The sequence below is a fragment of the Bacteroides sp. AM16-13 genome, assembly GCF_003602705.1.
In the GTDB taxonomy this organism is placed as follows: Bacteria; Bacteroidota; Bacteroidia; order Bacteroidales; family Bacteroidaceae; genus Bacteroides; species Bacteroides xylanisolvens.
Genome location: NZ_QTLK01000015.1, coordinates 92,348 through 106,988, shown reverse-complemented (window position 1 = coordinate 106,988; position 14,641 = coordinate 92,348). Strand labels below are relative to the sequence as shown.

Below are 14,641 nucleotides of genomic sequence, written 5' to 3'. Positions count from 1 at the left end.
GCTTTGAGTAGCGGTATTTTTATATTCTGTTCATATTATTCCGGTTTTCGGACTGCCCCATTATTCCTTGATTTTCAGGCGGGCACTTGATATACAAAAAAAGAGGCAACCTTAGTTACCTCTTTTTAGTACACCCTCAGGGACTCGAACCCTGGACCCATTGATTAAGAGTCAATTGCTCTACCAGCTGAGCTAAGAGTGCAACATATTATTTTTATTGCAACCTTGAATTTGTACACCCTCAGGGATTCGAACCCTGGACCCACTGATTAAGAGTCAGTTGCTCTACCAACTGAGCTAAGAGTGCTTAATTCCTCGTTTGCGGTTGCAAAAGTAGGTCTTTTATTTTATTTGACCAAACAATCATGCAGCTTTTTTACTATCTTTTTTTCGTCTTTATTCGAACACATAAAGCTCGGAAGGCGTATTTCGCTTTAAAGCAAGTAGTTGCACATCTTTACCTACAAGAATACCTTTGTTCTTTAATTTCCATTCCACCGTTTTATAAGCTAGCTCCGGATGATTATTGTCTTTACTCAAATGACACAACCAGATATAGCGCAAATGTTCAGTGATATTTTCCGCTAAAAACTCCGCAGTATCAGAGTTACTCATGTGGCCGGTCTTACTTGCAATCCGCTCCTTCAAATATTGAGGATAAGGCCCCATTTTGAGCATTTCCTCATCATAGTTAGCTTCAAGTATCAGATAATGGGCCTTACTGATATAATGGGCAGCTGTAGGAGTAATTTCTCCAAGGTCCGTTAAGAAAGAAAAGACTTTGCCGTCGATTTCAATGCAGTACCCCACATTGTCCGTTCCATCATGCGGCACTTCAAAAGATTCGATATGGAAATCCTCCAAAGTCATCGGCTCTTGCTTTTCCAGGTAACGAACTGACGAACTCAATTTCTCCGTCATACAATAGCTACGATTAATTCCAGCATGAATACGTGCGGTTGTATAAACAGGAATATTCAATTTTTCTCCCAGATTACCCACAGCTTTGATATGGTCAGCATGATCGTGCGTTATAAATACCGCACGAATACTATCCATCAAGATATTATAATCTTTCAGTGTTTTTTTGATAGTACGTATGCCGATTCCGGCATCTATCAGTATTCCATAGGTTTCAGTACCCAGATAATAACAGTTCCCACTACTGCCACTCGCCAGGCTTATAAATTTTACTTTCATGTTTTATCCTCTTTATTAAAATGCAAAATGCCGTCAACTTTTACAGCAAAGTGACGGCAAATATACATAAAAAAGAATAGAATTACCGAGAAGATTCCTTCTTTTTGTCGATGGATTCGGTGATTTTCGCAAATAATAGTAGCGCTACAGCGGCAATCAGGCCAATAGCAGCAAAGTAATACCATATATAATGGGCATTTGCGCTAGCTGCCTCCCATGCCGCCCGTGTCTCGAACAAAGCAGGATCCGGACAGTATTTGGTAAGCAAAATTCCCGCCAGGCCAAAACCAAAGATGGAAGAAAGAAAGGAATGTAAATGACTGAATCCTAAATACATTCCTTCTTCGCCTTTAGGAGCCTGCAAAGAGAAATACTCCAGATAACGCGGCGAAATAAAACATTCGGCAAGTGCCTGTACCACTATACCTGCAATCATCATCAGGGTAATATTGCTCATGCCTGTAATAAGATCATTTCCCAGCAAATTTCCACATGCCATCAGCAACGCCGAAAAAGGAATCAAAAACATTCCCACATTCATCGAAGTAATCGCACTGCGTTTTGCCATCAAACGCGTGATAAAGCTAACGCAACAAACCACCACAAAAGGATTCACATTAGCAATCCAGCCCGGTTTCGCCGTCTCGCCGGCCAATCGGATCACATATTTAGGCATAGTGGCGTAAAGTTGCTGTTGCACCATCCAGAACCCTGTAACAATCAGAATAAGAATCAATAAACGCCAGTTGGTGATGATGCGCATAAATCCTTGCCCAATCTCACGGAGACTTTTTCCTTCACCAGCCGTGTGCGTTGATTTATAAAGGAGAATAACAGCAAGCAAAGCAATAATTGTCATCGCACCGGAGAAATAATTAATATAGATATACGCCTGCTCACCAATAACATTACGCAAAGGATCGATAATTGTTTTACCGGTAAAAGCACCTACATTTACCATCATATAAAAGATGGAATAACCACGCGCACGCGTTGCCTCCGTTGTTTCTTTGGCCACAGATGCAGAAATGATGGACTTAATAAAAGACCCTCCCACCATAAGTACAAACAAGACCGGCACAATAATCCACCGGGTATAGCTATCGGGCAAACCATTAAATTGAGTAGTGACGCCATAACTAACCAAGCCGGCAGCTTCCAGCAAAGTAGGCAATACTCCCAATCCTAAATATCCGACGGATAATAAGGAAAATGCTATAATCATTGACTTCCGGAAACCTATCTTATCAGCATAAGCACCGGAAAAAATAGGAAGCAGATATAACCCGCCGGAAAAAAGCCCGGAAATCATACTTGCTTCAAAATCATTAAAACCTAAAATGGAAGATAGATAAATAGTGAGAACGATGAAAACGGCATAGTATGCCATACGCTCAAACAGTTCGACTGTGTTGCTGACCCAAAATGCTCTCGTAAAGCCTTTAGCAGCACGCTGAGGGGAATTGTTCATGTATTTATTAATTTATTAAAATGTTAATTTGAGACAAAGATACGTTTTTTTGGCTTACTGTCCGTATCTTTGTTCAAAATTAGGTAATTAAAAACTATGATTATAGCTGTTGATTTTGACGGAACGATTGTAGAGCATCGTTATCCACGCATTGGTGAAGAAATTCCATTCGCTGTTGACACATTGAAGTTATTGCAACAAGAAAAGCATCGTTTAATACTATGGAGTGTGCGTGAAGGGGCACTTTTGGACGAAGCTGTCGAATGGTGCAAAGCCAGAGGTTTAGAATTTTATGCCGTTAATAAGGATTATCCTGAAGAGCAAAAAGGCCATCAGGGATTTTCACGAAAGTTGAAAGCTGATATGTTCATTGACGACCGAAACTTAGGCGGTTTGCCGGATTGGGGAGTCATTTATGCAATGATTAAAGAGAAAAAGACGTTTGCAGATGTCTATGGCCAAAACGGAGAAGAGGAAAAAACGCCATCAAAAAAGAAAAAAAGATGGTTGCCTTTCTAATAAATAGATAAATAGCAAGCCGACAGATATACAAAAAATAGATGATGCACTCTTATCCGACATGATTAAGAGTGCATTTCTATATGATGAAATAACTTATCTCCCAACATGGAGCGGCCATTTACTACGATTCTTTGTTTTCCCACTTTTCCCTGAACTCCCATAATTGCTCAATAGTAGGATAAAAAGTCGGATTTTCCCAGTTTCTGGAAATCATAGCAATCAACGATTCCAAATACGATTTACCATCAATAATTGTAGTACATTGATTGACCTGATATCTTTCAGTTGGATAATTCTTTGTTTCGATCATCTTTTTTGCCCAGTTCAATAACTCCTGAACAGCTTCATTGTCATAAGTATGTTGCGCCATATCTTTAGAATTTTCCACAAAGATACAAAGTTTATTTATTCATAAACAAGGAATAACCGAAGAACTGGCAGAGATTCTACAAGTTGTGCTATCAGCAAAGAACAATTTCAAGATTTTTTATGTTTATATAAATAGAGATAAACTTAAAAATAGAACGACTTATGATTTATGATTTCTTATTCCCCACAAAATCGAATACAACAAAAGTGTCTTTGTTGCTATTGGCTGTCCGGATCATCTTCGGCATATTATTAATGAACCATGGTATCCAAAAATGGAGTAGTTTCCAAGAGTTGTCAACTGTATTTCCTGATCCGCTTGGAATAGGAAGTCCCCTGTCTCTCGGATTAGCTATTTTTGGTGAACTTGTGTGTTCAATGGCATTTATTGTAGGCTTCTTGTATCGCTTAGCCATGATCCCGATGATTTTCACGATGATAGTAGCTTTCTTTGTAGTTCACGCAAATGACGTATTTGCTGTTAAAGAACTAGCTTTCATTTATTTAGTGGTATTCATATTGATGTATATTGCCGGTCCGGGTAAATTTTCAATAGACCATATCATAGGAAACGAATTGTCAAGACGAAAATCAAGAGCATACAAAAATTAGAAATAATCCCCCTGATTAATTAAAAAATATTATATTTGCATACTTGTACGAGAGAAATTATCAATATTTTTTATTAATCAAAAATGTTTTAACATGAAAAGAGGGAAACTGACTTTAGTCGCAGTAGTGCTTAGCGGTAGCTTATTATTCAGTTCTTGTGTAGGATCATTCAGTTTATTCAACCGCCTGTCTTCTTGGAATCAATCAGTTGGAAACAAGTTTGTAAACGAACTCGTATTCCTTGCTTTCAACATTGTTCCGGTTTATGGCGTAGCTTACCTGGCTGACGCTTTAGTTATCAATTCTATCGAATTCTGGAGTGGTTCCAACCCGATGGCTAATGTAGGTGACGTAAAGAAAGTAAAAGGAGAAAACGGCAACTACATGGTGAAAACTCTTGAGAATGGATATTCTATTACTAAAGAAGGCGAAACTGCTTCAATGGATTTGATCTACAACAAAGAAGCTAACACATGGAACGTCGTTGCAAACGGTGAAAGCGCTGAATTAGTAAAAATGAACAATGACGGCACTGCTGATTTGTTCTTACCGAATGGCGAAAAGATGAATGTAACGTTGGATGCTCAAGGCATGCTGGCAGCACGCCAAGCTACAATGAGCAATCTTATGTTTGCCGCCCGCTAAAAATTAAAAGAAATACGAAGGAGATGAAACTTCAATAAGTAGTTTCATCTCCTTTTTCAATCCCATCTTCCATCCAGCATCTTTTTATACTATGAATAAACTATATACACTTATCTATTCTGTCCTAATATTCACTTGTCTGTCCTGTCAACAACAAACTCCTCAAACTCAAATAGAACAAACAGCTATAGATTTCTGCGAAGCCTTCTATAATCTCAATTACCCGGCCGCCAAAGCATGGAGTGCACCTTCTTCCCTGTCCTATCTTAGCTTTTTAGCGTCCAATGTCCGACAGACTCACCTTGATCTACTCAAGACACGAGGTGCTGCGAAAGTTTCTGTTATATCCAGTAAGATAGATGCTAATTCAGAGGAAGCAACGGTTGTTTGCCAAATAAAAAATACATTCGTCATTAATCCTGTTGAAGGAAAAATAGAATATATGAGCTCTCTGCAAGATACCCTCCAATTTGTAAGAGAAAATAATAAATGGCTGGTTAGAAAGGATATCCCACAGCAAAATGGAAAGCAAAGTCACGACTAAATTTAGGATGAATAATCGGGAAATGTTCTTTCTTCGTTTCATAGGCGGGATTGACAGCTTTCATACCTCCATCAAAACGAAGGATAAAGAAATCTAAATCCAGGCGAAGCCCTAGTCCATAGGCCACGGCTATTTGCTTATAAAACTTGTCAAACTTGAAAACTCCTCCCGGTTGGTTGGCATAACTCCGGATGGTCCAGATATTACCTGCATCAATAAATGCCGCTCCCTGAAATTTCCAGAATAATTTGCTTCGGTATTCAATGCTGGCATCCAGCTTAATATCTCCCGATTGATCGAGCAAATTTCCATTTCCGGCAAAAGAACCCGGTCCCAAATCGCGAACAGCCCATCCGCGAACACTATTGGCTCCACCGGAGAAGTATTGTTTCTCAAACGGAATCGTTTTTGCATTTCCATAAGGTACAGCTATTCCTACACCGGCATGAAACGCAAAAGAGTTACGATGGTCGATTCTGATATTCTTGGCAAAATCAAACTCTCCTTTCAGATATTGAGCATAAGGAATTCCCAAAATAGCGTATTCACCATTACTATTCTTCCGAATATTGGTAGCCTTAGACAGGGCATACATTATATTTCCCGCCGACTCGAAATTAAAACGGATGGAATATGAATTAGATGCAATCGTATTATTGATAATAGACCCTCCCACGCTATTATAATTATAGCTATATCCCATATTTACAATCAATCGATTCTGATAATTATACTGGAAAATATGGTTCTGCCCTTTATTAATATAATCTTCTTTAAACCTGTCAGAAATACGAGGCAAATATAGAAAAGCAATATTAATCAAATCAATACGGTGTTGTATCTTCTGACGTTGCGTCCACTTGTAGCTCCAGTTGGCAGAAGCCATCGTACGTAGGAATTCCGGGCGCAACTGATAATTATATTGCAAACCAAACTCTGTTGTCGCCCTGATTTTCCGTTTAAAATCAGAGGAAATGAAAGGGAACAGGAAATTAGGGAAGTTGATACTCGTTTCCACCCCGTACTCTGTATAGTTATTATTCGAATAACCTGCCTGAAGTCCGGAAATGACTTCATACGCTCCACGGAATTTTATCATAAAAGTTTCCGATCCGCGAAAAAGATTCCTGTTCTGGAAAGAGACGGAAGCTGCCGCTCCCAAGTCACCGGCAGAATTAGTTCCCTCTACCTCGAAAGCTACTGATTTATGCTTGCTCTTAGTCAGCATCACATAGCAATCGAGCATCGTTGAATCTCCTATTTGAGTCTCAATAAAACGGATATTCGTATATTTCAATGCCGATAAACGTCCAAAACTGGAATAGGTCTGCTGCACATCGCGCTCATTATACAGGTCGCCGGAAGCAAACCGAAGGTTATCCGTAAGAACTTTAGGACGCAAATAGAGTTTATCCTTATAGTAAATCGGATATCCCTTATAATGCACCGAATCATTGATGTCCACACTGCTCATTGCCGAGGACTGCAAAACATCATAATCCGTAATAAAATTAATCTTATTGATCCAATATTGCCGATGTGCTCTTGCCGAATCATTCGCATGAGCTTTATACATCTGCAAATGTTGAGTCAGATCTACATTATAAGTATTACGAACGGTGTCGGCAGTATATCCGATATAATCCTTATTAAATTTATAGTAACCATTCCGAAGTAACTTATTCGTGATACGTTGCCTGTCCGCATCCAATACATTCACATCAAAATACATTCCTTCCTTCAGCAAACTTCTGGCAGAATCCTGTTTGAGAAGCGCAGCTATTTTAGGATCATAAATATCATATTTGATAGATTGAACAACGTATGGCTTGCCTGCCGTTACGTCATAATAGACTTTAATCTTTTTCTTTTTTACTTTGGTCGAACGTTTCACTGTTGCCGCCATATATCCCATATTATGCACAGCCTTAGTGATCTCTTCTTCAGAACGTTGTGCTTCGTCCTCGCTATATATTACGGGAGCATCCCCTATTCTTCTCAAGAACTTATTCCCCCATTTGGTCGAATCACGCCCCGACAGATTATATACATAAAGTTGGGTCTTTATCAGACTGAACCACTTGGCATTAGGATTTTGGCGAACATACATGCGCAAGGAAGAAGGCCGTATATTTTTTTGGTCCGTACGAATTTTGACTTCATCCAGCAAATAAGATCCATCCGGCACAAACTTAGTGGTAGTACACGAAGCAAGTGACAAGACAGCAGCAGAAGCAAGCAAACAAAGAAAATTTCTCCTCATACGGTTTTACATCGATAGCATGAAAAATGCGCCTACAAAGATAAATTATATTTTCCGACGGGGAAAATAATTTAAGAAAAAGACGAAGAAAGTAAGGGTAGATTGGAAATATCTTTATAGCTTTGCAAAAGAATATCAAATCTATGGCATCATTAAGTAAAAACAAAATAAAGTATATCCACTCGCTGGAACTGAAGAAAATACGTAAAGAAGAGCGGGTATTTCTGGCTGAAGGTCCTAAATTGGTAGGTGATTTACTCGGACATTTTCCCTGTCGTTTTTTAGCAGCCACTCCCTCCTGGTTTCAGGAGCATCCGGGTATTGACGCAAGTGAACTGGTAGAAGTTTCACAGGAAGATCTTTCACGGGCCAGTTTATTGAAAACCCCTCAACAGGTACTTGCCATTTTCGAACAACCACAATATGCATTGGATACGGAAACAGTTCGCCAATCGCTTTGCCTTGCATTGGATGATGTACAGGATCCCGGAAATCTGGGTACCATTATCCGTTTGGCCGACTGGTTTGGCATCGAGCATATTATCTGCTCGCAGAATACGGTAGATGTATATAACCCTAAGACTATACAAGCCACTATGGGTGGAATTGCCCGGGTGAAAGTGCATTATACTTCCCTCCCCGATTTTATCCGGTCGCTCGGAGATACTCCTGTGTTCGGTACGTTCCTGGATGGAAAAAACATGTATGAACAACCATTGTCGGCCAATGGCTTGATCGTAATGGGAAATGAAGGGAATGGCATAGGGAAAGAGGTAGCCACATTAATCAACCGAAAATTATATATCCCCAATTACCCGGCAGGCCAAGAGACATCCGAGTCTCTGAATGTAGCCATTGCTACCGCAGTAATCTGTGCCGAGTTCCGTCGACAGGCTGCATGGAAGTAAAATCAAAAGGATAAAATAAATAAGGGAATAAAGCTTCCCCCTTCTTTTCTGCTTCCTGCAGATACTCATTAAAACATTGGGAAGATTGATTCGAAACACTGGGAAGATTGATTTGAAACACTGGGATGTTTTTTAAAATCATCCCAGTGTTTTTTATTTCTTCCATCTGACTTTCAGAAAGTAGCACTATCACTCCCGGCATCCATTCAACCGATTCAATCTCTTCGGTCAATGGGAACACACCTCGGACAACTCCTTCGTCAGTGATCTCCACTACCTGCTGCTTCATATATCCGACGGCAGGTATCAGCAAATAATGAGAAGCAAAGCGTTTCATTACAATCAGTTGTTTGAACGTCTTTGTTGTTGCCTGCGTTGATTCATCTGGCGTTCTTTTCTTTGCTCTATCCGTTCCTTTTGGATATGCTGTTCCACCTGAATCTGCTCCGGCTTCTTCTCACGATGAGTTCCCGTACGACGACGGTTCATCTCTTCCGGTGTCAGACGCTGAATGTCATCTTTATTCTTGTCTATGACCTTATGTAAAGAGTCGGCATTTTCTTTAGTAGCTATCTTCTTCAAAGAATCCGCTTTCAATGCTTCTATCTTATTCAAAGAATCGCGTACAGCAAATGCGAGCGTATCCGTACAATGATAACGAGTCATCATGAAGCGGTCGGCCAATACTGCTCCGCCTTTTTCCTGGCTATCCATCGGATAATAAATGAAACCTTTTATTTCTTTCATCGAACCTAATGTGTCTGCAAACAAACGAATTTGTTGCACACCCGGTTCAGTCACCATTTTCCAATGATTGATCGTATCTTTTTCATAAATCACCTGCATAGCCATAGTGACACCTCTTAAAGAGTCGGCAAGCATCGGCTCCAGGAAACGATACCGCACTTCCCATACCAATGTATCCCGGTCTTTGTAGTTAGAGTCGGTCGGCAAAGTAAATACATATTGATTATCCATCATTTCACCGGTCAAACGTACCATACGCTGCCACGGCCAGACATCGATGCTATCACCCTGCTTAGTCATTTTCGGTTTCTTATCACGCTTGGCTATCAGGTCGCCAACAAGTTCCTGTTCGTCTTTCAAGCGTTTTTTCACCTTATCATAAATTTTCGATAAAATCTCTGTGTTACGGGTATACCAAACCATGGATGAGTCAAATGCAGCTTGTGTAGTCCCGTATTTCTTGAAAACGGCGTCGATATATAATGCTTTCTTATAGTTCTCACTATAAGGCAAATTATCTCCCATAGACTTTGCCACATGATAATCATACAGCAAATTCTCCATCTTCGATTCCGAGATTACATCACTGGGTCTTTTCACTTTACACCCGGCTACCGCAAAAACGAACATGCAGATGAGAAACAGATGAAACCGAAATTTATTTTTCATGATCCGTAGCTTCCTTTTTATCTTTATCCAGCGAATGATAAGACTCATTCAAATATTTACTATAAAAGAGTAACAAGGCAATGATACCGCAACTGATAGCGGCATCCGCAAAATTAAAGATCGGACTAAAGAATATAAAATGCTCTCCACCCACAAACGGCATCCATGTAGGCCAGTTTGTATCTATAATCGGAAAGTAAAACATATCCACCACTTTTCCGTAAAACCAGGTAGAATATCCACCACCTTCGGGCATGAAACTGGCAATCTGCGAATGAGTGCTTTCATTGAAAATAACTCCATAGAACACGCTATCTATGATGTTCCCCAAAGCACCGGTCAGAATAAGAGCCACACAGACGATATAACCTGTTTTGAACCCTTTCTTTATGATTTTATAGAGATACCACCCTATCAATGCTACCGCAACAATGCGGAATGTTGTCAGGAATAACTTGCCGAAGATTTCCATACCGAAAGCCATCCCGTTGTTTTCGGTGAAATAGATATAAAACCAATCGGTCACACGTATACTTTCGTGCCAGTACATGTGAGTTTTAATCCAGACCTTGATGATCTGGTCAATAATCAATACGGAAAAGATAACGAGAAGGGCAATTCTCCCCTTCGTGAATAGTTTCTTCATGTGTTTATTATAAGTTAAACATAACGAGCTACAAGTGCCGTGCGTAAACTTTGCGCAGCTACTTGTAGCTCGTTACCTGTAGCCTACTTGCTATCTGTTATTTTTTACCACTGTTCTTTGCTTCAATGCTTAATGTAGCATGAGGAACAGCACGCAGACGTTCTGCCGGAATCAACTTTCCGGTTTCACGGCAAATGCCGTACGTTTTATTCTCAATACGTACCAAAGCAGCTTGTAATCCTTGGATAAACTTCAGCTGACGTTGTGCCAGTCGGGTCGTTTCTTCCTTGGAGAGCGTATTAGCTCCTTCTTCCAATACTTTATACGTAGGAGATGTATCGTCGGTATCATTACCGTCCAGTCCCATCAAACTTTTCTTCAACTGTTCATAGTCACGTTGTGCTAATTCCAGTTTCTCCATAATAATGGCACGGAATTCCTCGAGTTCCGCATCCGAATATCTAGTCTTTTCTGCCATAACTTTACAATTTTAAAAGGTTAATCAATATAGTATTAGTCTTTTATCACGTTCACAAACAATGAGAAGTCGTCAAACTCCAGCATTGTTCCGTCTTTCACTTCATCTACAAGTTCAAGAGATGTGCCTAAAACCTGGTTACAAATATAAGTATTATATTCATTTACCGCATCATCTGTTTGCGTATTTTTCGAGATTGTTATTTTTATTTTGTCTGTAATCTCGAAGCCGCTTGACTTACGTATATTCTGAATACGGTTCACCAGTTCACGGGCAATACCCTCGCGACGCAGTTCTTCGGTAATGGTCACTTCAAGCGCTACTGTCAGTTTGCCTTCATTGGCAACCAACCATCCCGGAATATCTTCACTAAAGATCTCGACATCTGATGCTTCAATAACAGCTTCCGCACCATCCAGGTTCAATGTATACTTTCCGTTTTTCTCCAATTCACCGATGGCTTCCTGTGACATTTCTGCAACAGCAGCAGCTACTGCTTTCATTTGCTTGCCAAATTTCGGGCCTAGCTTTTTAAAGTCACATTTCACTTTTTTCACCAATACACCGGCTGCACCATCAACGAATCTGACTTCTTTTACGTTCACTTCATTCATAATCAGGTTCTTCACAGCTTCGATATGAGCTTTCTGCTCTTCATCTACCACCGGAACCATGATACACTGTAGCGGTTGGCGTACCTTGATATTCACCTTGCGGCGCAATGCCAACACCATAGATGTAACATCCTGTGCCATTTGCATGCGGGCTTCCAATTCCTTGTCTATCATTTCTTCCTGATATTTCGGGAATTCGGCAAGATGGACAGAAACTACATTGTCGCGTCCTGTTGCTGCAATCAAGTCAGTATACAACCGGTCTGCATAGAACGGAGATACAGGAGCCATCAGTTTGGCAACTGTCTCGAGACAAGTGTACAATGTCTGATAAGCAGACAATTTATCCTGTGTAAATTCACCACCCCAGAAACGTTTACGATTCAGGCGAACATACCAGTTGGACAAATTATCATTCACAAAATCAGAAATCAAACGTCCTGCCTTTGTCGGTTCATATTCATTATAGCATGTATCTACCTCCTTTATTAATGTATTCAATACAGACAAGATCCAGCGGTCGATCTCCGGACGTTCTGCCATCGGTACATCCGCTTCTTTATACTCAAATCCGTCTACATTCGCATAAAGCGCAAAGAATGAATACGTATTATATAAGGTACCGAAGAATTTACGGCGAACCTCTTCCACTCCTTCAACGTCAAATTTCAGGTTATCCCACGGAGAAGAATTGGTAATCATGTACCAACGCAACGGGTCGGAACCATACTTTTCAATCGTAGTAAACGGATCGACAGCGTTATTCAAACGCTTAGACATCTTGTTACCGTTCTTATCGAGTACCAAACCGTTAGAGATAACAGCTTTGTAGGACACGCTGTCAAATACCATGGTAGCGATAGCATGCAAGGTAAAGAACCAACCACGAGTCTGGTCTACTCCTTCTGCGATAAAGTCAGCCGGATATACCTGACGGTTATCCAACAGTTCTTTATTTTCGAACGGATAATGGATCTGCGCGTATGGCATAGCACCCGAATCGAACCATACATCAATCAGGTCTGATTCACGCTTCATCGGTTTGCCGTCTTTCGATACCAATATGACGTCGTCTACATAAGGACGGTGAAGATCAATCTTATCATAATTTTCTTCCGAATATTGCCCCGGCACGAAACCTTTATCCTTGTATGGATTGGATTTCATAAATCCGGCAGCTACCGATTTCTCGATTTCATTATAAAGTTCTTCTACAGATTCGATGCATATCTCATCCGTATTATCTTCTGTACGCCAAATAGGTAATGGAGTACCCCAATAACGAGAACGGCTAAGGTTCCAGTCATTCAGATTTTCCAGCCACTTGCCGAAACGGCCGGTTCCGGTAGATTCCGGTTTCCAGTTGATGGTTTTATTCAATTCCATCATTCGCTCCTTGCAAGCGGTAGAACGGATAAACCAGCTATCCAACGGATAATAAAGTACCGGTTTGTCTGTACGCCAGCAGTGCGGATAGTTGTGGACATGCTTTTCTATCTTGAAAGCCTTGTTGTCTGCTTTCATCATCATGGCAATGACAATATCCAACGATTCAGCAGCCTGCGCAGCTTTCTCATCGTATTTGCCATCCACCATAAATTGAGGATCATAAGCATTTTTCACCCATGCACCCTGATATTCTTTGTATTTATCTACATCAACACATTCTTTTACGAAATTCTCATCCAGCTCATTCAACAGATAGAATTTACCAGTTAAATCCACCATCGGACGAGTTTCGCCTTTCTTATTAATCATGAACAATGACGGGATTCCTGCAGCACGTGCCACATTCGCATCGTCTGCACCAAATGTAGGTGCAATGTGAACAATACCTGTACCATCTTCTGTAGTAACATAATCACCCGGTATTACACGGAAAGCCTTATCACTAGGCTTCCAGTTGCCATCTTCGGATACCTCAACCGGTTTCACCCAAGGGATCAACTGCTCATATTCCATACCGACAAGATCCGTGCCTTTGTATTCGGCAATCACTTTAAACGGTACAAGTTTATCTCCGGCTTTGTAGTCCTCCAATTTCAGATCAGCAGCTTTTGCATTGAAATGTACATTCAATAAAGCTTTTGCCAGAACCACTGTTATAGGTTCTCCGGTATAAGCGTTGTAAGACTGTACAGCCACATAGTCAATCTTCGGTCCCACACAAAGAGCCGTATTTGAAGGCAATGTCCATGGAGTAGTTGTCCAGGCGATAAAATAAGGAGTTCCCCATTCCGTCATTTCCGGTTTAGGATTCTTCATTTTAAATTGGGCAACGGCCGTTGTATCTTTTACATCCCGATAACAGCCCGGTTGATTCAACTCATGTGAGCTCAATCCTGTTCCTGCAGCCGGTGAATACGGTTGGATCGTATATCCTTTATACAACAATCCTTTTTTATGCAGTTGCTTCAATAGCCACCATAATGTCTCAATATAGCGATTATCATACGTGATATAAGGATGCTTCATATCCACCCAATATCCCATCCGATGAGTCAGGTCTTCCCACTCCTTGGTATATTTCATCACGTCTTTCCGACAAGCCGCATTGTAGTCGGCAACAGAGATTTTCTTACCAATATCTTCTTTTGTGATACCTAATGCCTTTTCTACACTTAGTTCCACAGGCAGTCCGTGCGTATCCCATCCGGCTTTACGCTTCACCTGATAACCCTTCATCGTTTTGTAGCGACAGAAAATGTCCTTAATGGTACGAGCCATTACATGGTGAATACCCGGCATACCATTAGCCGAGGGAGGTCCTTCGAAAAACACGAACGAAGGACAGCCATCACGTTCTGTCATACTCTTGGCGAAAACCTGGTTCTCGTCCCATTTCTTCAGCACATCTTTGTTCACCTGCGAAAGGTCAAACTGCGAATATTCAGTAAATCTCTTACCCATAGCTGTCTACGATTTTACTATTTACAATTTACAATTTGAGGGG

At 40.7% G+C, this 14,641-nt stretch carries 14 protein-coding genes and 2 tRNA genes; 5 read left to right on the top strand and 11 right to left on the bottom strand.

Annotated features, from left to right (window positions below):
• Nucleotides 1-129: 129 nt before the first annotated feature.
• The 4 genes from DW173_RS13865 to DW173_RS13850 form a co-directional block, all read right to left on the bottom strand.
• Nucleotides 130-202 (bottom strand) — tRNA-Lys (locus DW173_RS13865).
• 32 nt (nucleotides 203-234) lie between these two features.
• Nucleotides 235-307: transfer RNA gene (locus DW173_RS13860), tRNA-Lys, on the bottom strand.
• A gap of 89 nt (nucleotides 308-396) precedes the next feature.
• The gene (locus tag DW173_RS13855; RefSeq protein WP_004316193.1) at nucleotides 397-1,200 is read right to left on the bottom strand and encodes an MBL fold metallo-hydrolase; all 804 of its coding nucleotides are present in this window, start codon (nucleotides 1,198-1,200) and stop codon (nucleotides 397-399) included.
• Nucleotides 1,201-1,282: 82 nt separating this feature from the next.
• A complete protein-coding gene (locus tag DW173_RS13850; RefSeq protein WP_117685435.1) occupies nucleotides 1,283-2,671 on the bottom strand; it encodes a peptide MFS transporter in 1,389 nt (462 codons plus the stop codon).
• A gap of 96 nt (nucleotides 2,672-2,767) precedes the next feature.
• Here DW173_RS13850 and DW173_RS13845 point away from each other — a divergent pair, with 96 nt between their 5' ends.
• The gene (locus DW173_RS13845) at nucleotides 2,768-3,190 is read left to right on the top strand and encodes a BT0820 family HAD-type phosphatase (RefSeq protein ID WP_004316432.1); all 423 of its coding nucleotides are present in this window, start codon (nucleotides 2,768-2,770) and stop codon (nucleotides 3,188-3,190) included.
• A gap of 124 nt (nucleotides 3,191-3,314) precedes the next feature.
• Here the strand turns inward: DW173_RS13845 and DW173_RS13840 are convergent, their stop codons facing one another.
• Nucleotides 3,315-3,563: a DUF6965 family protein gene (locus DW173_RS13840; RefSeq protein ID WP_032811765.1), complete on the bottom strand. Its 249-nt coding sequence runs from the start codon at nucleotides 3,561-3,563 to the stop codon at nucleotides 3,315-3,317.
• A 161-nt stretch (nucleotides 3,564-3,724) separates the two neighbouring features.
• On the opposite strand from DW173_RS13840, the gene DW173_RS13835 reads away from it, so the two are divergent.
• The 3 genes from DW173_RS13835 to DW173_RS13825 all read left to right on the top strand — a co-directional run bounded on the left by DW173_RS13835 (nucleotide 3,725) and on the right by DW173_RS13825 (nucleotide 5,363).
• Nucleotides 3,725-4,174 carry a DoxX family protein gene (locus DW173_RS13835; protein WP_004316430.1) on the top strand — a complete coding sequence of 150 codons (450 nt, stop codon included), beginning with the start codon at nucleotides 3,725-3,727 and terminating at the stop codon, nucleotides 4,172-4,174.
• A gap of 93 nt (nucleotides 4,175-4,267) precedes the next feature.
• Nucleotides 4,268-4,819, top strand: a complete 552-nt coding sequence (locus tag DW173_RS13830; RefSeq protein WP_004316429.1) for a DUF3332 domain-containing protein — start codon at nucleotides 4,268-4,270, stop codon at nucleotides 4,817-4,819.
• Nucleotides 4,820-4,910: 91 nt separating this feature from the next.
• On the top strand, nucleotides 4,911-5,363 hold the full coding sequence (locus DW173_RS13825; protein WP_120144582.1) for a hypothetical protein: 453 nt from the start codon (nucleotides 4,911-4,913) through the stop codon (nucleotides 5,361-5,363).
• Here the strand turns inward: DW173_RS13825 and DW173_RS13820 are convergent.
• Nucleotides 5,317-7,626 (bottom strand): BamA/TamA family outer membrane protein, encoded by a 2,310-nt coding sequence (locus DW173_RS13820; RefSeq protein WP_008022444.1) that lies wholly within the window; start codon nucleotides 7,624-7,626, stop codon nucleotides 5,317-5,319. The two genes, DW173_RS13825 and DW173_RS13820, sit on opposite strands and share 47 nt — an antisense overlap.
• 143 nt (nucleotides 7,627-7,769) lie before the next feature.
• Here DW173_RS13820 and DW173_RS13815 point away from each other — a divergent pair, with 143 nt between their 5' ends.
• Nucleotides 7,770-8,534 (top strand): TrmH family RNA methyltransferase, encoded by a 765-nt coding sequence (locus DW173_RS13815; RefSeq protein WP_120144581.1) that lies wholly within the window; start codon nucleotides 7,770-7,772, stop codon nucleotides 8,532-8,534.
• Here DW173_RS13815 and DW173_RS13810 read toward each other — a convergent pair.
• From DW173_RS13810 to ileS, 5 genes are all read right to left on the bottom strand, one after another.
• Nucleotides 8,485-8,871, bottom strand: coding sequence for a hypothetical protein (locus tag DW173_RS13810; protein WP_004303301.1), 387 nt, complete (start codon nucleotides 8,869-8,871; stop codon nucleotides 8,485-8,487). The two genes, DW173_RS13815 and DW173_RS13810, sit on opposite strands and share 50 nt — an antisense overlap.
• A gap of 5 nt (nucleotides 8,872-8,876) precedes the next feature.
• Nucleotides 8,877-9,950 carry a DUF4296 domain-containing protein gene (locus DW173_RS13805; RefSeq protein WP_120144580.1) on the bottom strand — a complete coding sequence of 358 codons (1,074 nt, stop codon included), beginning with the start codon at nucleotides 9,948-9,950 and terminating at the stop codon, nucleotides 8,877-8,879.
• Complete coding sequence (locus tag DW173_RS13800; protein WP_004295884.1) at nucleotides 9,940-10,596, bottom strand: lipoprotein signal peptidase; 657 nt, start codon at nucleotides 10,594-10,596, stop codon at nucleotides 9,940-9,942. The genes DW173_RS13805 and DW173_RS13800 overlap by 11 nt, the downstream gene beginning before the upstream one ends.
• A gap of 97 nt (nucleotides 10,597-10,693) precedes the next feature.
• A complete protein-coding gene (locus DW173_RS13795) occupies nucleotides 10,694-11,074 on the bottom strand; it encodes a TraR/DksA family transcriptional regulator (RefSeq protein ID WP_004295883.1) in 381 nt (126 codons plus the stop codon).
• Between the two features lie 35 nt (nucleotides 11,075-11,109).
• Nucleotides 11,110-14,598, bottom strand: coding sequence for an isoleucine--tRNA ligase (ileS, locus tag DW173_RS13790; RefSeq protein WP_120144579.1), 3,489 nt, complete (start codon nucleotides 14,596-14,598; stop codon nucleotides 11,110-11,112).
• Between the last annotated feature and the right edge of the window lie 43 nt (nucleotides 14,599-14,641).